Source organism: Bacteroidota bacterium, assembly GCA_030017895.1.
In the GTDB taxonomy this organism is placed as follows: Bacteria; Bacteroidota; Ignavibacteria; order UBA10030; family BY39; genus JASEGV01.
In genome coordinates, this window is sequence record JASEGV010000059.1 from 1 (window position 1) to 19,691 (window position 19,691).

The 19,691-nt window shown below is 39.6% G+C and carries 14 protein-coding genes and 1 pseudogene; all 15 read right to left on the bottom strand.

The features are described 5' to 3' along the window. Window positions 1–67: 67 nt before the first annotated feature. Complete coding sequence (locus QME58_10925; GenBank protein MDI6804340.1) at window positions 68–643, bottom strand: tetratricopeptide repeat protein; 576 nt, start codon at window positions 641–643, stop codon at window positions 68–70. An 80-nt stretch (window positions 644–723) separates the two neighbouring features. Beyond that, a complete protein-coding gene (locus tag QME58_10930; protein ID MDI6804341.1) occupies window positions 724–1,998 on the bottom strand; it encodes a carboxypeptidase-like regulatory domain-containing protein in 1,275 nt (424 codons plus the stop codon). 86 nt (window positions 1,999–2,084) lie between these two features. Further along, window positions 2,085–2,666, bottom strand: coding sequence for a hypothetical protein (locus tag QME58_10935; protein ID MDI6804342.1), 582 nt, complete (start codon window positions 2,664–2,666; stop codon window positions 2,085–2,087). Window positions 2,667–2,692: 26 nt separating this feature from the next. Then, window positions 2,693–5,200, bottom strand: coding sequence for a PEGA domain-containing protein (locus tag QME58_10940; GenBank protein ID MDI6804343.1), 2,508 nt, complete (start codon window positions 5,198–5,200; stop codon window positions 2,693–2,695). A gap of 90 nt (window positions 5,201–5,290) precedes the next feature. Continuing rightward, entirely contained in the window at window positions 5,291–5,719 is a 429-nt protein-coding gene (locus QME58_10945) for a hypothetical protein (GenBank protein ID MDI6804344.1), read from the bottom strand. Between the two features lie 22 nt (window positions 5,720–5,741). Continuing rightward, complete coding sequence (locus QME58_10950) at window positions 5,742–7,208, bottom strand: hypothetical protein (protein ID MDI6804345.1); 1,467 nt, start codon at window positions 7,206–7,208, stop codon at window positions 5,742–5,744. 125 nt (window positions 7,209–7,333) lie between these two features. After that, window positions 7,334–9,652, bottom strand: coding sequence for a hypothetical protein (locus tag QME58_10955; protein MDI6804346.1), 2,319 nt, complete (start codon window positions 9,650–9,652; stop codon window positions 7,334–7,336). Window positions 9,653–9,661: 9 nt separating this feature from the next. Further along, the gene (locus tag QME58_10960) at window positions 9,662–10,417 is read right to left on the bottom strand and encodes a hypothetical protein (protein MDI6804347.1); all 756 of its coding nucleotides are present in this window, start codon (window positions 10,415–10,417) and stop codon (window positions 9,662–9,664) included. A gap of 365 nt (window positions 10,418–10,782) precedes the next feature. Further along, window positions 10,783–11,079: pseudogene (locus QME58_10965) on the bottom strand (PAAR domain-containing protein). 224 nt (window positions 11,080–11,303) lie between these two features. Then, window positions 11,304–12,164 carry a type VI secretion system baseplate subunit TssG gene (locus QME58_10970; GenBank protein MDI6804348.1) on the bottom strand — a complete coding sequence of 287 codons (861 nt, stop codon included), beginning with the start codon at window positions 12,162–12,164 and terminating at the stop codon, window positions 11,304–11,306. Next, window positions 12,161–13,672: a hypothetical protein gene (locus QME58_10975; protein MDI6804349.1), complete on the bottom strand. Its 1,512-nt coding sequence runs from the start codon at window positions 13,670–13,672 to the stop codon at window positions 12,161–12,163. Before QME58_10975 ends, QME58_10970 begins: the two co-directional genes overlap by 4 nt. Continuing rightward, window positions 13,659–14,111, bottom strand: a complete 453-nt coding sequence (locus tag QME58_10980) for a hypothetical protein (GenBank protein MDI6804350.1) — start codon at window positions 14,109–14,111, stop codon at window positions 13,659–13,661. The genes QME58_10975 and QME58_10980 overlap by 14 nt, the downstream gene beginning before the upstream one ends. A 171-nt stretch (window positions 14,112–14,282) precedes the next feature. Further along, window positions 14,283–16,574 carry a S8 family serine peptidase gene (locus QME58_10985; protein MDI6804351.1) on the bottom strand — a complete coding sequence of 764 codons (2,292 nt, stop codon included), beginning with the start codon at window positions 16,572–16,574 and terminating at the stop codon, window positions 14,283–14,285. A gap of 349 nt (window positions 16,575–16,923) precedes the next feature. Beyond that, window positions 16,924–18,441: a hypothetical protein gene (locus QME58_10990; GenBank protein MDI6804352.1), complete on the bottom strand. Its 1,518-nt coding sequence runs from the start codon at window positions 18,439–18,441 to the stop codon at window positions 16,924–16,926. Between the two features lie 16 nt (window positions 18,442–18,457). Further along, window positions 18,458–19,691 (bottom strand): phage baseplate assembly protein V (locus QME58_10995; GenBank protein MDI6804353.1); only part of this gene is annotated, 1,234 nt, incomplete at its 5' end.

Sequence of the window (19,691 nt, forward strand, 5' to 3'; positions counted from 1 at the left end):
ATGTTACGCTGTTTCTATCTATCATTTTTACCCACTCACTTCCACGATGAGCCAATATTTAAAACTGTTATGGTAAACTGGGTGGACCGGGAAGTGGGTTGACCTTTTCGGTTTCCTTTTTGCCGGTAAGAAGCAACACAGCAACTCCGCCAGCAACTGCCGCACCGGCACCAACCAACACCCATGTATTTGTGTACCAAGCACCTTTATCCTCTTTTTTCTCAACAGGTTCAGGTGGCTTGGGTTGTTCAGCTTTTACTTTATCAACCAAGGCAACAAATGTTGGCGTATCCCTTTCCGGATTAGCTGAATAAGTGGGAACTAATTCTAACAATTTTTTAAGCGCATTCTCCGCTTGGTCGAGATAATCTTTACCTAAGTAAACTTTAGCTAAAAGTTCGTGCGCTTTTGCCCTCTCCTGTTGAGCAATATTTGGTTCTTTAAGGCATTGATTCAGCAGGGTTATCGCTTCATCAAAAAAGCCGTCGTAAAATTTTTTCTCTGCTTCTTTCAACCTCTCCTCACATACTCCCTTTACCTGAGCAAACGCTCCGGTAAGAGGTTGAAACAACAGAGCGATAATTATTGTCCAAATAATAATTACTAATGGACCACCACGATTAAAAACACATTTCTTAAACATGATTCGTCCTCCAAATATTTTTTATTTTTTAGTTAACTATCTGTCTATTACCTTTCTTAAAAAATGATTTATTAAATCACTTATGGTTTAGTTGTAAAAGTAAATGATTCGGAATAAGAATAACCGAAATCGGAGGTCATCTCTCTCAACCACTTGACGAATGTATTCGATGCTGCGTAATCAGTAGAGGGTATCGGTAAGTACCGATAAACATACCAGGAATAAGTCGTATTTGGGGGTAACCCTAAACCATGTGTCGAAAAATCCGGTATCTTTAAATTCGATTCTCTTGTAAAGATATAATATACTGGATTGTTAGAAATTGAAGAATTAATTTGGACAAGATTTACACCGTCACCCGTACCTTGACTCCATGTAAACTCTGAATTATAATCTATATTTGGAGAGTTATTCGGGGGCAACGCTAACCGGGGCGAAGACTCGAGAGTAACATTTACATTTGTTGACCCGGCGTTTATTCCTAGTTTGGTGAAAGAGGTGCCAATATCGGAAGGCGTACTAGTCTTATAGGCAGATGCCCGGATCCCGAATTGAACGCCAGCGATGTTCGGGACGGCATAATCAAAGCTAGTAGATGTAATTGGTGTAGGGTCACTCCGTAATGAAATTTTAGCGTTGTCGAAAATAATGTAAAGGCGGCGTGATGAAAGTGAAAAACCCGTTGGCATACTTACCACGCCTGAAACCGTTACATCCGGTGGGTCAACAATATCTGAAGTAGGAAAGTTTTGACTTGTGTATGACGCGCCATTTTGTACTGAAAGAGATTTGGAGGCATAGCCATCAAAGATAGTCGGTATGCCAGTCCCGTCAGTCGAATATCTTAAGAAGAATAATTTAGCATTTGATGTGCTGGAAGTATCATACCAATAGCCGTAAAACGAATAAGCACCGGTTGTGGGGTCGGCTGTAGTGGAGGAAAAATAGCTGCCACTTACAAAATAAATTTTAGATGTTTTACCTATTGCAACTGGTACCGAACCAGTAATTGCTGCACTTTTTGATGTCCCAGAGAAATAGAGATAAAGAAGTTTGGGGTCGGGGCGACTCAAGCCCTTATATATCATGGCAACTTTTCCCGTGCTTACTACAACCGATATATCATACGGAACAGTCACGTTTGGTATCGAGAATGTTCCTGCGGCGGTTGTTGTTACAGCTGACTTGCCAGGTATGATGACGGCAGCTCCACTGACCGGCATACCAAAGTAATCCTTGACAAAACCACTTATAGTAATTGGTCCGAGGGGTTCTGTCCCTTGATCTTTTTTGCATCCAAAAAACAAAATGCCAAAAACCATGGTTATAGCTAATATAAAATATATATTTTTCATAATGGGTCTCTCAATTGATAATTTTCAATGTATTTTTAATTTCGGTAATCATGTTTATTAATTAGTCCATAGAAAAAAGAAATTTCTTAATCAGGATAGACTGGAGTCGGAGGCTTTTTCTTATCCTCTTCTTTTTTTGTTAGCAAAAGAACTGCAACTACAGCACCAACGACTGCCACACCGGCACCTACAATAACCCAGGTGTTCTCATACCAGGATTTTTTCTCATCCTGTTTTGCCTGTTCTTCGGGTTGTTCTTTAGGTTGTGCCTGTTCGCTTTTTACTTTTTCTACTAATGCAACATAAGTCGGTGTATCTTTATCCGGGTTAGGTGTGTAACTTGGAACTAATTCTAATAACTTTCTTATCGCACTTTCAGCTTGTTCCTGATAGTCCTTTCCGAGATATACTTTTGCAAGTAATTCGTGAGCACGGGCTCTCTCTTGCTTTGTTACACTGCTCTCTTTTAAACAACTATTTAAAAGTGCTATCGCATCGTCGAACAGTCCATCGTAGAACTTCTGTTCGGCTAACTTTATTTTTTCATCGCAACTACTCTGCGTTTGTGCCATTATAGGAGTGAGAGTCGGTAGCATAAAAACAAATATAATAACTCCGATTATTCCAGCAGTAACTTTTCGATACCTGTACAACAACTTACCAATCATACATCCTCCAATTTAATTTTAGTATTTTACTTTACTTTTTTCATTGTGAATTTTAATGGTTGATCAGAATCCTTTTCAAAATTTATATTCTTTGCACCATCAACGAGTGTGTAACCATCCAAACGAACTTCAATTTTGTGCAAACCGCTCCTCACTTTAATTTGAGCCGGTGTTTGTTTACCCTCAGATTTATCATCTACAAATATTTCTGCAAGGAGCGGACTTCCTGCATCGTCAAAAGCAGTGATTGTTAAGTTACAGATTTTATCAAAATCGACTAGAATGTCGAGTGATTCATCCGGCTTTATGTTAACTGATTTTTCCCATGTCCCATATTTTGGATGAGTAATTTTTATTCTACGTGTTCCGGGCTGCACTTCTAAATTTAACAGGACATCTGTGTCCGACTTCTTTAGTTGATTGTCAATATAAATTGAGCCATAGGGTTTTGCACGCAGTTTCAATCTCGATATCACCAAACTTAAGCTTTTGGTAATAGTGTAAGTGTGTTTTTGTGAGATGTTAAGAATTGTATCGAAATCTTTAAATCCATCTTTTTGCAATTTAAATTTATGTCTGCCCGATGCAACCTTCTGGTTTGTAACAGGTGTAGCACCAATCTCTTTTCCGTCCATATTTACTTGAATTCCGGTTGGCTGAGTTGTTATATTAATAATCCCTGCGGGCGATAATTTAGCTTCGATTGTTACCGGCTTATTGCCAATTATTCTTACGACCTGTTCGTAATCTTCAAAGTCAGGTCCAACAACGATTTTAATTTTGTGATAACCCGGCTGTATCAGACTATCTCTGTATGGTGTGCGCCCGATTTCCATTTCGCCAATAAATACCGAAGCTCCTGAGGGTTCGGAATTAATTATTAATCTTTCAACCATAGCAGCCACACCTGAAGGCGCCAGATTATATCGGAGGTTTTTATTTTCTCCCTGCTTTAAGTCGACCTCTTCCGATTTTTCACCATAAATAGGATGGAATACTAAAATCCGATGTTTCCCGATTGATCGTTCAACAGTCGCAAGTTGGAAAGGTGGAATTGTGTCTTTATCAACAACTACAATTGCATCGGGAGGCATCACGGAAATCGAAAATATTCCAGACGGTTTTAGTTTAAAACTCAACTCTGCATGTTGACCTTCACTTAAAACGATAGAAGTTTCGGCTGCGAAGAAATCTTTCTTCTGAACTTTTATTAATAATTTGCCAACATCGACAGTAAGTTTCTCTAAAGGTGTGTTTTTTCCACTTGGTGCGTCGTTTACAGTAACAACAGCTCCCGGTGGTTCTGTAATAACTGATATTGTGGTTTTATCGGGTGAAAAAACAAAATACCACAAACCGGCTACTAATGCCACAATACTAATTGCCGCTACTCTTATAGCTTTTTTAGGGCTTGACAGTAGCGATTCTATTTTTTTACCAAACCAGAAAATAATGGCAGTCGCTAAACCGGTTAGTAAAGAATGAGACACTTTTTCTTTGGTCTGCTTGGACATTGGAATACCAACTCCGCGTTTAGGGGCTGACCTTGCAATTGTTTCCTGTCCTGACGATTTTACCTTTACTGTTGTATGTCCTTTTAGAATTTGTGGAATAAGGACACTCCATCGAATATCTTTAACATTCGATTTAAAAGTGAGAATAGAATTTATGGATTTTAAAAAATTATCAATTGAAGACGGACGTTTGTGTGGATCATTCATTAAAGCATTTTCCAGCACTGAGGTAATTCCCGACCACGGCTCACCTTCGTTCCGATACGAGAGGTCGTACCCTTCCAATATTCTAAATGTTAAAGCAGCAAGTGCGTAAACGTCGGATTGTTCGTTAACTGATTCTCCGCGTTTGTCTTCGGGAGAATAGTAACCTTGCTTGAATTGTACGGCTTCGTCGGAAGGGAGATTTTTAAATGGGACTCCGATGTTGGCGAGTGTCGCCACTAAATTCCCGCTGTCATCTAAACTTAAGATAATGTTTCCGGGCGCTAAATCGCGTATCCATATTCTCTGACTATGTGCAGAAGAGACTGCTTTTGCAACCTGGCTGATTATTTTAATTGCATCGTTGGTGGAAAGGCGGTTTTGTTTTTCGAGAACTTCAGCTAATGAAACGCCGTGTATCAAATCAGTTACGATGAATGGGCGCGGTTCATCGTCAACGTATGTGGTACCGAAACGAATATTTTGTAGGAATAAATTTCCGGGAAACCGCTCTGCTAAATATTTTAGCATCTCAGCTTTAAATTGGAATTGCTGAACAACATTATCGTTGTAGATGAGTTTTTTAAGCAGCACACGAATTACTACCGTTTTATTTTTTTCGGTATCGAATGCCTCATAGGTAGTGTTAAAATCGCCCCTGACGAAAAACGAACGTAATTCGTAATTTCCAAAGTATCGCCGCGTTAAAAGATTGAATTCGTCGGTAGAGAGTTTAACCGTAACTTTTCGACGTTTATAAAAATATATCCCAGTAACAATTCCGGTTAAAATTCCCAATATTATTATAACTATCAAGACATCCAAGATTTAATTTCTTTCTAATATTTATTGAACAGTTACGCTATAATTTAACATTTTTTAAGCTATTGTCAAATATTTTTATTACTACATAGGCCTTGAGGACAAGGGTTCGATACAGGGTAAATAGTCAATAATACCCTCTTCGTCGTGTAACCTTTGCCGTGCTATACAGTTATCATAGTCAAACCAATCTAATCGTTTAGCGATTTCATGGTCATGTCCATTTTCCAAAGCTGATTCTATGTTTTCTTTGAGTTCTCTTACAAGACGGCGGAAATCCTCAAAATGGCGTTTTTCATGTGCTTCTACTCGTCTTGCCTCATTATTGCTGAGGGTTTCGTTTATTAAAATTTCGGTTTTAAATGTTACCTCCAAATCATAGTCCGGAAATTCAACTCTTACTGAATAAACGAAACAACCCCTTTCCTCATTGGGCATTCGCGCCATAAGTTCACTCTCGCTTACCTTCTGAGGCAAGGGAGCTGTTATATGTCCGCTAAAATGTACTTGCATGAATATAATCTCCTAATTGGTTTTATAACGGCTCAAAGTACAAACCACGTTTCGGGTCATGGTATAAAATATAACTTACATCTTTCCCCGGGCAGAGTAATATCGGTTTAGTGGGGATACCGGCAACTGATATCGGACGCAACAATCCATCAGCGTTTGACCAATAAAGACCTTGATTTTCGGTAACGATTACTATATCCCGTCTTTCAAGAATTCCATTCTTTTCCGCATAGAGTATTGTACCACCTGTTAGAAAGTCTGGCAATGAACCAATATTTCTTAGCTTTATATTGCCTATTGGTTTTCCGTCGCTACCTATCTCAGCTTCCGCAAGAGCACAGGTATGTGATTTTTCATCCATAACGACTATAACTGAAATGAGAACTTTTCCTTCAACATCAACAAACATTGCAAGCGGTGCGTTAATTAGCATTTTAGAGTTCTCTAATCTGACTGATTGGAATTGCTCTGGTGAAGTCCCTTGATTGTAGTGAGTATAAAATATTTCGATACCATCTACCCGCTGAACGACAAATGCAATGTGTCGTTTGTTATTTAAACTTGATGGTGATAAAGCACAACTTATTTCAGTTGGTTTATCGGGAAACGGAATTTTCCATTTAATTTCTCCAGATTTTCCAGGTTCAGTACTTGAATCATTTATCGTAATAAGAGAAAGTTCTTTTTCGTTTTTCGAGACTACAAGGACCTCAACGTTTTCGTCGGTTGTTTTTAGAGCCGGCTTTACTAAATAGGTAAATTCTTCCTGCAACTCGAAAGAGAGCGGTTCGAGTATTATGCTGTTTAAAGCTTGTATATTTTTCCCCTCTCGCCAAATAAGCCAACGAATCATTTCATTAAAAAATGGACTGTTCCTCCAGGGAGCCATTACTTCGTTCGCGCTCGGACTAACTACTCCACGATTTACAAGACTAATAATTTCTGTTTCACCGATGTCCGGACGGGTTTCTTTGAAAACAAATGAATACAAAGAATACGAGTCAGCAGATTTTTGGATAAAAGCACCCTCGCCTTCGCCCTCTTCTAGAGGCCGAGTTCCTAAACCAAGATGGACTGTTTTGATATCCAATTCTGAGATATTAAAAGAGTAAGCGCCGCTCTCGGCGGTTATTGTATCCGATTTGATCGATGACGTAATTTTATACTCACCCGGTGAAGTAAGAGGAAGTAACGAGCTCAAAGGTATGACCTCCTCCCAGGTAGCGCCGGGTTCAATTGATATGGTAGGTGGATCTGAAAGATTCTCATTAACATTCCCCTTCTCCTGCGACAAAGAAAAGAGGGAAAATGTTTTGCCCGAAGGATAATCAGGCCCTGTGATAGTATATTCGGGTAGTTGACTGTATATTTTCGTGGGATCGGGGATAACGATTGTAGTAGGAGTGTTATTTGTGATTTGGATAGTTAGCTGTATTTCTTCGTTTACAATATATTTATCCCGTTCTGGAAAAACATTTAAAGTAATCATTGACTTTATTCCTTGGTTTGATGTTAATTCGGTTTTTATAACAACTACACAAATTATAAAAACAATAATAAGAGCTAAAACAGTAAACAGAATTTTTCTTTTTTTATTTGAGAGCATTATAATAATTATGGTTTTTTATTATCGGCATCATTCTTTTTTAATTTCGTCGCATCCCAGCCGCGAAGACGCAACTGGCATAAACCGCAAAAAGCAACAGTGTTATCTGAATAACTCATTAGGCACATATCGTCATCATCATCGTGCCTGTCATCCTGAGCCCCAGCTGGTACTGATGCATTTCCTACATGGTGTTTTGAGTGGGGTAAAAATAAATGATGGCCTACTTCGTGAACGAAAGTTCCCAAATCGGCAACGTAAAAAACAAAGACACACTTATTTCTCGTAGCATCTGAAACATCTACAGCGCTTCCTTGTAAAATTGTAACCCCGGCTGTACCAGCTGTAACAAGAGAACTCAATTGCGAGTGTAAGTAATCGAAATGAACAATAACAATTCCTTCAGCAGATGCTTTGTTGACCCCTTGTTTCGAGCCCGATATTAATTTGAGATCGTTCAAAACTTTAGACCGCGGTAGGAAACTGTAAAGCTTGTTGCTGTATCGTGCCGCTGTGTTTAGTTGTTCAGTATTCAACCAATTATTGGTAGCAGTATTAACTTGTCCTGCGTTATATGCCGGGTTATTTGTTTGAAACCAATTTCTTACCGCAGTCTTAAAATCAGCAAACGACCTGACTAAAAACATGGAAGCAGAGCTTTTATGGTCGGCATTTGACGGAGCTGCAAAGTGTTCAGTGAATAACACATTTCCAGCTGCTACCATAGCATCTTCACAAATTTTATTATAGTCCAAAGCAGCCCCGCCTGATTTGCGATGGTCTTTCATTTCGTAATTATTGTTTGCAGCCATCTTATTCTGAACCTCAACAAATGCTTCACGGTATGCAGTTTTAATTCCGTTTATGTTGGCAGTAACAAAATCAGCTATTGTATTTTTCTTTCTTATATATCTAGCTAAATGCAGCTCGCGCCATATTTCTATCGTCCCTGTTGAATAAACTAAAGCATTCGGAACTTTTAGAGGAGCATCATCAATAACGTTTAATACTACGTCTCTTTTTCCTAATACATCTGGTTTCTTTTTATCGTAGGCAAGGTAGACAGAGATTTTGTAAGCATCCCCCGCAATTCGAGCTGGGCGACAAAGTATACCTGTTTGTCCCACTAATTTTCCACTCGTCCAAGCGTAACTGTATGAAGCCCAAAACCGAGTGCCACATTCTTCAACTTTAAAGGGGAACTTACCTGGGTCTAAACTTTTCTTCGGATTATATCCGGGTTGATTGGGAAAAATCATATTAGATGCATCTCCTCTTTTCCCACCTTTATCGACGTGGCAGTTGTCCCCTTTCGGTTGCTTTATCCAGCCCATTAGTGTTTTATTATGGGCGTTTGTGTTATCTCTATAGTAGTCGATGGCGGTTTTTATAAAATCTTTGGGCTTAGCTTGTGATTGGTGTGGATCGACACAATTACAATTATATGTACTGCCATCGTAACATGCATCTTCCCAATCCCATAAAAACTTTACTCTGCCTAATGCTTTTGCGCCGGGACCTTTTTCTAAACAGATTGCATTATTCTTCGAATCCGCCAGCCTGATTTGAGCAAGCAATGGAATATTCGGTCCATTACCCCATAAATTGCTGTACACGGCGAAGGCAGTATTATCATTCATCTCAGCGCTCGTACGTTTGAAAAGATTACTGATTAAATACAGTTTGCGTGTTTTTCCCGGTGCAGGCACACCACCGGAATTTTTAAAAGCAATATAAACAGCTTTATTGCGTTTATGCTTATCGTCGTCAACGGTTGCCGCAGCTACTGCATCTTTGGGACCTAAAATAATTTTTAAAGCTTTCAAGAGAATGTGAAAATAAGTCCAAGAACCAGCAGGATCTCCCTTAATATGATCACTCTCTACCACAAGACGTAATTTATAGGGTGAGTGTTCAATTGTAATGTATTCATCCGGAAAAATATCTTTATTGGCGTTCTTTAATTTCCCGTCCCACTCTACTTTGTGTAACCCGTTTGTATAATCTTCCTTTTTTAAAATACTAGTCCAAATCGGCGATGTATCGTATCTGCAAAACAACTCTAATGTTGCCTTTGCAATCAATCCTAATGGATCCTCAATTTTATAATAGATATGTATTTTTTCTTTTTCCGGTGCAAAATGGAAATCGTCAGAACCACCTGACGGCGGTTTATAACCAGCGGGCATATATGATTTTGATTTTCGTGAGGCATCTAAGTTTTGTAATCGGAATTCCTTAATACCAAAACTTGTCGCACATAGATGATTCACATGGTCAAGACCATCCGCAGTACGCATTATTTTCGCTTTCAGATTTACCGCCATTGCTTAACCTTACAGTTTATCGTGTTTATTACAAACATTATCTCTGACATCAGCGATGCTTCCAGTTTCATTCAGTTTATTTCTTTTTTGAAATGTTTTTACGACGTCAGAAATTAATTCACCACCGACACAAACGTAACCGAGGTTGCCGAGTCGTGCTATGATTCCGTTATCTGTACTTTCAGAGGGTAGAGAACCAACTGACAGTTTCCACTCATAAACAAATTCTCTCTTTTGGTTTTCACCGGTTTTACAAAAATTCTCGGTTTGAATCAGCGGTGGATAGCGTTTTGGATCATTGGCTGGTGCTGGTGCAGCAGCCGCAGCAGGTGTTGGAGTCGTCAAGTCCAATTTGAGTTCTGCGATGCTTGAGTTTGGAGGGATGTCGGCTTCGATAAGACCTTGTGCATTTGTTTTGCCGGATTTCGTACCCCACGACAAAACTCCGACCGCCCATTTGAATGTGTATGGCTTATCATTGATGGGCTTGCCTTCACGATCTATAATCACAAGTCTTAAACGAACGGTTTTGGCTTTTGCGACTGTAATTTTAACTTTAGTACCTGTAGACTTTGAATCTGATAACTCTTTACCTTGTGGGATTTTTATTTGATCACCGACAACGAGTGAATTAGGATTTTTCCGAGAGTCTTTGAATTTTTGTTCTTGATGATCGTAAAGCTTTTTCCATTCCGCTATTCCATAATTGAAGGCGATACTAGAAATACAATCACCCTCTCCAACCTTTATGATTTTATCAGCCATCAGTTAAATATATTTTTACTTAATTATCGTTTATCAGAATCCTTACGGTCAGGAAACGTAATTTTACATTGTCCGGGGTCTATTCCCTGCAATTTAACTTTGCCTTTCATATCTGTAACACCGCGCTTAACAGAACCATCCGGTAACTCTATCTCGTACTTTTCGCCTATCATCGGTTTTCCATCTTCATCTGTTACTTCTACTTCAATCCAATCAGTTTTCTTTTTTTCTTCTTTTTTAGATGATTTCTGTTCAGATTTTTTTGGAGGTGGAGATGAGGTTTTTTTCTCGCTCGCTTTCATTTCCGGTTGAGTCGGCACAGCGAACGGCGGCACAATGACAGGTGGTGCGCCAGGCATCACTTCACCAATCAAAACAGTTGGACATCCGAGAACGATTGTTCCACCGTGTGCGCAAGTATCGCCCATTCGCGCAGCGGGTTTTCCACCAATCATCACACCGGTTGAGCCTTTAAGAATAGTATCCGGTGGGCCCACACATGTTGCCATATCGCCCATAACAGCGGCAGGCAAACCTCCAATAAGTACGACCGGAACTCCAGGTCCCGTAATAGGACCACCAACGTGTGGAACTGGTGGAACACCCGGTGTTACCATCGGGCATACGTGCATGTCGCTTATGCGTGCGGCTGGTTGTCCCATAATAGTTTTTAGTTGTTTGTTAGTGGTTTTAGTCTTTAGTCTTTAGTCTTTAGTCTTTAGTCTTTAGTCTTTAGTCTTTAGTCTTTTGTCTTTTGTCTTTTGTCTTTTGTCTCAGTGTTAGGTTTAAAGCGAAACCAGTAACTATCAAACCACAACCAATAACCATCAACTATTAACCTTTGTCATAGTTCGACAAACTCACTACATAGTTTTGGTTATTAGTTTCAGTTTTCAACTCCGAATAAAGTATCAACATATTCTTCAAATTCACTTTCAACGATGCCCAAACGATCTTTTCCAAGAGAAGCGCGTCCCAAAACAAACCCGCTTGTTTCTAATATAATTTGGATACGTGCGTGAAAATAAAACGGCTCAGCAAATTCTACAAGCTGGTAGAGCTTTTTACTTGCATTTGCTTCCTCAGCCCAACCTGCTTCCTGAAATTTTTCAAGTGTTCTAACATTTATAGGTCCGATTATGATGTTGTAATACTTAGGACGCGACTTGAATTTTTTCCCAATTACAAAATCCTTTCCGATTATTGAATGATTATCCTTCACACCTAATTTAGATTGAAGTTCATCGGGAATGGGGCGCTCCTGATATTCTAATTCCTTCACCACGACGGGGACAGGAAACTGAGTTGAGCTTTCTAACATCGTGCGAACAAGTGTTGCAATTCCTTCCGGATGTCCCCAAGTTTCATGTGCGTGAACATAATTTTTTAAAAACACTTCAGCTTGGTCATCGGATAGAGATGAGATGAAATTTAAGTACCATTCAGGACATAACGCTGCGGTGTATTGACGAACATAATCGGGAATATTCTCGTGCAGCGTCTCGAAGGTTTGCGATTGCTCGTCTCTATCTGCAAACAGACGAGGAAAAGATTGTAAAAGCGCATAACGTGAATGCTCCATACTGTTCAAGCCCGCATCTTGTATGAGTCGTTCAATTATACGCAGAGCTTTTACGGCATTTGAAGTTCCTGCGGATTCATCTTTATCGAGCAGTCCGATTGGCAGCAGGTCTTCAAGCGAAGCAATCTGAAGTGGTATTTCTATTTTTTCTATCTCATCCATCATTCTTCTGCAGAAACAAGATTTATTCTAATAAAATTACCATTCACTGTTCTACCTCTAATGTAAGCACTCATTTGCTGTTCAAAGTAGCTTTTATCCGGCTCGTCTAATAATCCACTATCATTTACAGGGATTCTAATTTCGGTAAATGGAGTTAAAAATCCTTTGACACGTCCGACTTTTTCTTCGAATGAAATATCATTTGATTTAACTAAATCACTTCGATGGCTAAAAGGAGGATAGCCAACGATAGCAGCACGCAAGTCATCTTTAGTTAACCAACGATGGCGGCTTGCAAGAAGCGACCTGAAATAATTCCAGATGTGTTCTTTGTTATTCAATGCCTCAATACGATGAGTTGGAGTTAATGACTGTGCACTTTTTACTCTTTCATCTATTCCTTGATACAGTCCGAAGCTTCTTCCGGATGCAATGTTGATGCAATCATCTCCTATATCGTACTGGCAATATTGTACTTTCACTGTACCCGAAGGCGGGGGCGAAAAAGCTAAAACAATTTCATCCTTATAAATATCGACTGATGTAGTATATTGGAATGGATAACCCGGATCCATAACTGTGGCAGCATTTGTATATTCAATAGGCGGCTCTGCCCCGAGGTCTGTGACTGAAGTAATGATTGTTTCCTTTGCCTTATGCGCAGTAATCGGAATGTTGTACCGGAATTGATCAACGGGCAGTGCAAGAGCCTCCATCTCCAACATATTCCAGGCAAGGAATGAATTGAGAACGAGTTTCTTTTCCAATTCTTGTGCAACCTCACCAAGCCCCGGAAAAGGGATCCATATCAAATCATCTTTTCCTCGACTTGACGCAGCTGCAATGAATATATCGAAAGGAATTTTGATAAAGCGCGATTCATAAGGATTAAGAAAGAAATCATCAATGATGTTGTAGTTGCCCGGATATTTAATTCTAATAACTGACTTTCTCTGATTTTCGATAACTTTAAAACCAGCGGTTTGTGCGATTCGGCAGCGGAGTCGTTCCACCAGCAACGGGTCTATATCGCCCGTGAAAATACTTACTTCACCATTTTCTATCTCCTGAAGATTGGAAGTGAAAATGCTAAAGCCAAGCATCAAATCGTCGCCATAGCTGTCCACACGAACATCGTTCGTGTTAGCAGGTACCATCCAGGTCGGATATTGAGGAGCGAATAAAACTTTTGTTCCTTCTTTATCTTGGACATTAAAATAATGAGGTTGCTCCAACAACACCGGCTGCGCTGTTTTAACTTCACGCAAAGTAGATTGCAGAACTACAAAAGCCGGACCCGGAAACATCTGTCCGAACAAATGACGGCGAAGCACTTCAAACAATCCGTCGGAAACCTGATCGCTCCGCTGTGCGTAGGTGGATAAAAGGAGTTGATCCTGTACTTCCCCCTGATAAGCTTCAAGAGTTTGTAAGATTGTGGTGAGTATGGGATCTTTTATATCGCCCTTATACTGACTCACAAAACGAGATTTAAAATCAGTAAACGTCATGTGTTTCCTCGATAATATTCCACGGACCTACTGTTCCAGCTCTCAGTCCTTTTTCGCTTCTTGATACTTTAAATTTAAAAACATATCCTTTATTCTCGGTGCGGAATTTAATTCCGTTCTCTTCCCGCTCATCGCCAATTAAGTTAACTTCCTGAATTTCCGCAATATCGTTAAACCAATTATTAACTTCATTTTTAATAATTTGTTCGAGAGATCGTCGTCTGTCTTCTTCCATTATATCGCAGAAGCGAGCGCTCATTCCCATATTATAGAATTGAACCCACATAGCCCGGATTCCGGGAGATGGTAATTTTAGATATTCGCCGGCACCCGATAAAACAAATAATCTAAGTCGGGAGCCGACTATATTCTCTTCAGTACTTGCCCTCTGAAAAGTACCGATAGTCGATAATGTTAATGGTAGATGTAAGACTGCCATAATGTATAAAATCCTAAATTTGAATATCGAAATACTAAATCATTTAATTAATTAGTATTGTTATTTACACTTCTCAAACTATCGAAATTTAATTGAATTTTTATTCAGTATCAAGTATTGCAAGTGGCGGATTCTGATGTAAAAATATACCGCCACACACTTCTTAACTAACTATATGACCAACAACATTTTCTTAACGCTAACATATTTTCCGGCCGTTAACTTATAGATATAAAAACCGCTAGGTAAGTTTGTGGCGTCGAAATCGATTGACTTATATCCGGCTTCTTGATATTCATTTACTAAAGTTGCAATCTGCCGACCAAGCATATCATAAACCCTAAGATTAACGAAAACATTTTCCGGAATTGCATACCTTACTTGTGTTTTTGGATTAAACGGATTAGGATAATTTACATAAAGTTCATATTGTGTTGGATTGTCGTCTGACGCTGCCAGTTTTAGCTCATAAGTCCGGCAGTTTAAGCAACCAACACCGACGGTGTTCGATGGATTAGACTCAGAATTATTATTATACGCTGTTACATAATAAAAGAGATTTGTTAAACCTGAGCCTGTATCTGCCATCTCAACTGCGAAATCAGTATAGAATGTGTCAGTTGTAGTGGCATAATGTGCAAATTCACTATATTCATTTTCCTTTTTATAAACTTTATAACCCACGAGAGGACCCATGCTGCGTTTCCATGTTAACTTGGGTGAATAAAATACATAACCAGAAAAAATTCTCTTAATCCTGCTTACTGTTAGATTTTGAGGTATTGTTGGAGCTTCATAATAACGAATTACATACTTAGTTGCAGATGTATCAAAGTTCAGGATATTATCGTGGACTTCACACTTCAGCGAAAAATTTTGTGTGAACATTGTTTCAACCTGTGTTTGCTGAAAACCTCGAGCTATCCAATTCGACGCTCCATCATCTTTGCGATACCATTGGTATAAATAATTTCCCGAACCACCTATAATATTGACCGAGTATTGCCAAGATTCATATTCATTCAATGTATCTTTTCCTATAATATTAGCGAATGGTGGTATAGTAGACCCTAATACTGTATAAGCATAAATTACGTCTGAAGGAGTTGTAGGAAAATATCCGTAATACGTTGTGCCAGAAACATCCCAAAGCTCATATAAGTATGTCCGCATTGTTGCGCTCAATGAAGTGGCAGTTCCAGAAACGGACTCGCAAAATCCTAGTGTAAAGTTTCTTTTTACGTTCTGGACAACTTCTTCAACGTTCCAGCCCTTTGTTGCAACGCCGCGCCCCCACACTTTTATATTAAAGATTGAAGGGAATGTAACATTTGCTCGTACCTCATGACGCCTAACTTTATACTCACCATCAGGAAGACCCGTAGCTGGATCAAGACCAAATAGAAACATATTATATTGCCCCGTTGATGAGTAAACCGTACCTCCAGTATGAGTGTAGTGGTTTAATAAATACGGATAGCGTAAAAGATCAAGTGCTCTACGGGCGTTGACACGACCGTAGCCATACTCTTCATCAAATCCAATCGGCCCTTTATCCTCAGCTGAAAGTTGAACAATATTTTCGATGTCATCGTTATAAAGATTTGGTTTGTAAGAAAGCATCAAAGCAGCAATGCCGGTTACATGAGGGGTTGCCCAAGAAGTGCCTCCACCAACATAGTCGTAAGAACTGTTAGGTACAGTGGAATAAATTTGTCGTTGTAGTACTGGAGGCACATCTTCACCAGGGCCTACTCCACCCGGGGCAACAACATCAATCCAATTTCCTGTACTTGAATATTCGGCTTTTTCATTATCATTTGTTGTTGCCCCAACTGTGATTATGCCTTGACCGAATGCAGCAGGGTATTGAATCACATTAACATACTGATTCCCCATTGAAGCAGTTGCCACTATATTTAACTTGTAAGCATCAGCAAATGCTAAACGAACCGTTTGCGAATATCTTCCGGTAGGTATTAACCTCCAGCTATTGTTAATTACATGGGAACCACGCTGAGACGCACTACGAACTGCATCAGTAAATTCTGCATCAGTATAATTTCCGAAATCTTCGTTGATAATACCCACGTTCCATGCAACTCCAGCAATACCAATGTTATTGTTCCCTTGTGCTGCAGCTATACCGGCAACAACAGTACCATGACGACTGTTATCTCCAAGGTCTCCTGTAACCCTTCCAATAAAATCTGGATGATCGGTTTGCATACCATCATCAATAATACCAATTTTTATGTCGCTTGATCCTGTTGTTATATCCCATGCTTCATCAGCATCAATGTCAGCGTCAATAGTACCTCCGCCTTCGCCAGTATTTTTTAAAGCCCATTGTTTACTGAAATGCTGGTCATTAGGATCAGAATCCGGCGCACCGTAACCATGTGGTTCTGCATAAATAACGTTAGTATTGTTTGTAAGAACTGAAGTAAGATTTTCTATCATTTGTTGATTTGGAAGACGGAGTACGTAAATATTTGACCAATCTGTAAGTATAGACCGTTTCTCCCATTCGATTAACAACAATTCGATCAGATAGCTGAAAATCCGGTATTACGCGAAACAGATATTCTACGTTTGAACTTAACATAAGTTGTCGCAATGTATCAGAGAGAAAAGAAAACTGTGATACAGGACCTTGAGTTGCTCCAGACGGTGAAGTTACTGAGCCTGGTTGGAACATAACTATAACTTCACGATCATAGGTTGTTGTTTGGCTGAGCATGTTAAAGTACAGCATTAGTGTCAGTATTAGTAAAATAAAAAAGTTTTTCATGTTTGCTTCTCCTTAAATTTATGGTCGATAATAATATGTTAATTGTCGTAGTCCAGTACCATCCGTATTTATTAACCACAGTTGTCCATTCCCACTGCGGGGACAGAGAAAGTCATAATAGAGAAAAACGAATTTAATCCCATCGGGACTCCAATCAAAACGCCCCGCATAATCTGGACTAATTTTTTGTAAATTTGTGCCATTTGCATCCATAGTCCATAAAGCAGGCGGACCGATACGTGGCTTAGAATAAAATCCGATCTTGGTACCATCAGGAGAATATTTTGGGGAACGATCTCTTGCATTATTATAAGTAAGTCGCACTGGATTTAATCCGCTGCTGTCCATAGTATAAATCTCGGATGAAAAAGTAGTGTCGCCTGGATATCGATAGTGTATGATCTTTTCACCATTCGGTGACCATGAAGGCTGGCGTATTTCTCCGATTTGTGGTTCATAAGCGATTCGTCTTTTATGTGAACCATCAGATTGCATTTTCCATATAAAGTACATGCCATTTGGGCTATCGAAATTAGAGTCATACGCTATCCATTGTGCATCGGGGCTCCAAGTTGGGTAGAAATTTCTGCCCGCAAAGGTTAGTTGTGTCAAACTACTAATGTCGTATTGTGCTGGATTCAAACTTGTTACTGTCACTTTATATATTTGTCCTCCTCGCTCTATTGCAAGTTGTGTCCCATCGGGACTCCAAGCAGGCAGTTCATATCCTTCTATCAATGGCTGTCGCTCGCCGGTTACAGCATGCACTAACCAGATGCCGGCAAAACCATAATCTAGTACACCATCACCGTTGGTATCCAAACTTTCGGCATGGTACGCAGCAATCCACTCACCGCCTGGATGCCATGCTGGCTCGTCAAAATAAAATGGAAACATCACAGTATCTAATACGCTTTCAACACAACGTAGAATTAACTTTCCAGAACTGCTTGCCTTTACCCAGTATCCTTTTCCGGGCAGGATTGTGTCGGCTTTAATGTAACCAACACCGGTAACATATTCATAATATCCAGCCACAACAATTCCACCCGGATCAGTGGTTATGGTATCAGTTAGCACTTTAAGGTTTGTTGTGCCAATCATATTCCAGCCTTGTGAAAGTTTAACTGTGCTTACCACCGAATAGGCAGGGTACTGGATGATGGCAATAGTATCGGGTGCGTCAAACTTGAGCCAGTACCCAACACCAAGTTCAAGTGTATCGGCTACAACATATCCTTTCATGTAAGCGTATGCTTTAGATATTGCGTTTGGAAATAAAGAATCTGCAATTAATATTCCAGGGCTTATTGGCAGCGAGATCAAGTTCCATCCCGGCTTTACCATTATGATTGTAGTATCAAACGTTTGATCATATAGTTTGGCACAACAGGGCAGTAAGTTTCTTGAGAAGGTTAATTCGTCAAGAGGGCTTTGTGAAAATTGAGCCTGTGACGATTGGCTGAAAACAAGAGAGAGTTGTGTATGTAATAAAATTAGTAAAGTAATGAAACTTAGTAAAAACTTATAATACATATAACCTCTAATTAAGTTAATTAATTTGTACCAATGCACCTTTGATTACGTTAGTTGCGGCTGCTGACGATTCCACTTGTGTACCGCTGACTTTTACTGATGCAGATGATTTCAATTCGGCGGAAGCTGAGCCAGCAAGCGAAAGTTTATTGCCTGCTGTTGCTTCAATATCCTGTGCTTTGATTTCAGCTTTGGAGGTTGCAGAAATTTCGATTTTGTCAGCTTTCATTTCTATTTTATCATCGGCATTTATTTTTATTGTTTTTGCATGAACTTCTATCGTACCGTTGCTCGATTCGATGAAAATTTTAGGTCCATCGTGTTCCATACGTATAAGGTTCTCTCCGTTCGGCATGCTGATCAAGATTTGCTCAGAACCTTTTTTTTCAATAACTCTGATTTCCGAACCGGAAGATGTTTTTGCAATCAACACTTCTTCGGTGCCGTTATCGGTTTTACAATCGGGTTTGTTTTCGCTGTGATAGAGTGAACCAATAACTACGGGAAGTGATGTATTGCCGTGTTCACATCCAACCAAAACCTGATCGGATATGCGGGGAGTAAAGTGTGAACCATGGTCAGAACCCGCAAAAGATGTTAACACACGAGCCCATGCGTGAGCATTTCCTTCAGTATCCCATAGATAGCGAATTTGAACCCTGCCGATGTTTTCAGGGTCTTTATTATCCATTACTTCAGCCGGTTGTAAAAGTCCCATATATTCACGTTCGTCGGTGGCTAATTTGCGCATCACAGCATCTTTTACTGCACCCTTAAACGAGGCGCTGTAAACGTTGCCTTTGAATTCGGCTTCTAATTCCACCACTACAAACTTATCTTTTAGAATTGGATGGTCGGGAGCTTCAATTGCACGCCCGATTGTAACCATCGGATGATTTGTAGTCCCGGTTACGTTAATATGCAGTCCGTTGTAAAATGCCTGTTGATTTTTAACAAAGTTTTCGAATTCGCTTTTTTGCACAAACGGCTCTTTGTAAATTTCAGTCGGCTCTTGATGTAGGTCATTCGATTTTTTGAAAATCTTTTGACCGAAGGGATGATTAGGAGCCGGGTAACTTCCTGAATTTACAGCCAAGTGAGACGAATCGGAATGTTTTTGATAGTCGTAAGGAACGCCGTGGAATTTTGTATCTCCTAAAAAACAATTAAGCCGGACATCCGAAATATTTTCCAATCCCAACTTAACATTACTCGTTCCGCTCAATTTGGATTCATATCTAAATGTTTCA

Coding starts and splice junctions, on each gene's coding strand:
- QME58_10925 (MDI6804340.1), bottom strand. CDS start 643: ATGTTTAAGAAATGTGTTTTTAATCGTGGTGGTCCATTAGTAATTATT.
- QME58_10930 (MDI6804341.1), bottom strand. CDS start 1,998: ATGAAAAATATATATTTTATATTAGCTATAACCATGGTTTTTGGCATT.
- QME58_10935 (MDI6804342.1), bottom strand. CDS start 2,666: ATGATTGGTAAGTTGTTGTACAGGTATCGAAAAGTTACTGCTGGAATA.
- QME58_10945 (MDI6804344.1), bottom strand. CDS start 5,719: ATGCAAGTACATTTTAGCGGACATATAACAGCTCCCTTGCCTCAGAAG.
- QME58_10950 (MDI6804345.1), bottom strand. CDS start 7,208: ATGATTACTTTAAATGTTTTTCCAGAACGGGATAAATATATTGTAAAC.
- QME58_10955 (MDI6804346.1), bottom strand. CDS start 9,652: ATGGCGGTAAATCTGAAAGCGAAAATAATGCGTACTGCGGATGGTCTT.
- QME58_10960 (MDI6804347.1), bottom strand. CDS start 10,417: ATGGCTGATAAAATCATAAAGGTTGGAGAGGGTGATTGTATTTCTAGT.
- QME58_10970 (MDI6804348.1), bottom strand. CDS start 12,164: ATGATGGATGAGATAGAAAAAATAGAAATACCACTTCAGATTGCTTCG.
- QME58_10975 (MDI6804349.1), bottom strand. CDS start 13,672: ATGACGTTTACTGATTTTAAATCTCGTTTTGTGAGTCAGTATAAGGGC.
- QME58_10980 (MDI6804350.1), bottom strand. CDS start 14,111: ATGGCAGTCTTACATCTACCATTAACATTATCGACTATCGGTACTTTT.
- QME58_10985 (MDI6804351.1), bottom strand. CDS start 16,574: ATGATAGAAAATCTTACTTCAGTTCTTACAAACAATACTAACGTTATT.
- QME58_10990 (MDI6804352.1), bottom strand. CDS start 18,441: ATGTATTATAAGTTTTTACTAAGTTTCATTACTTTACTAATTTTATTA.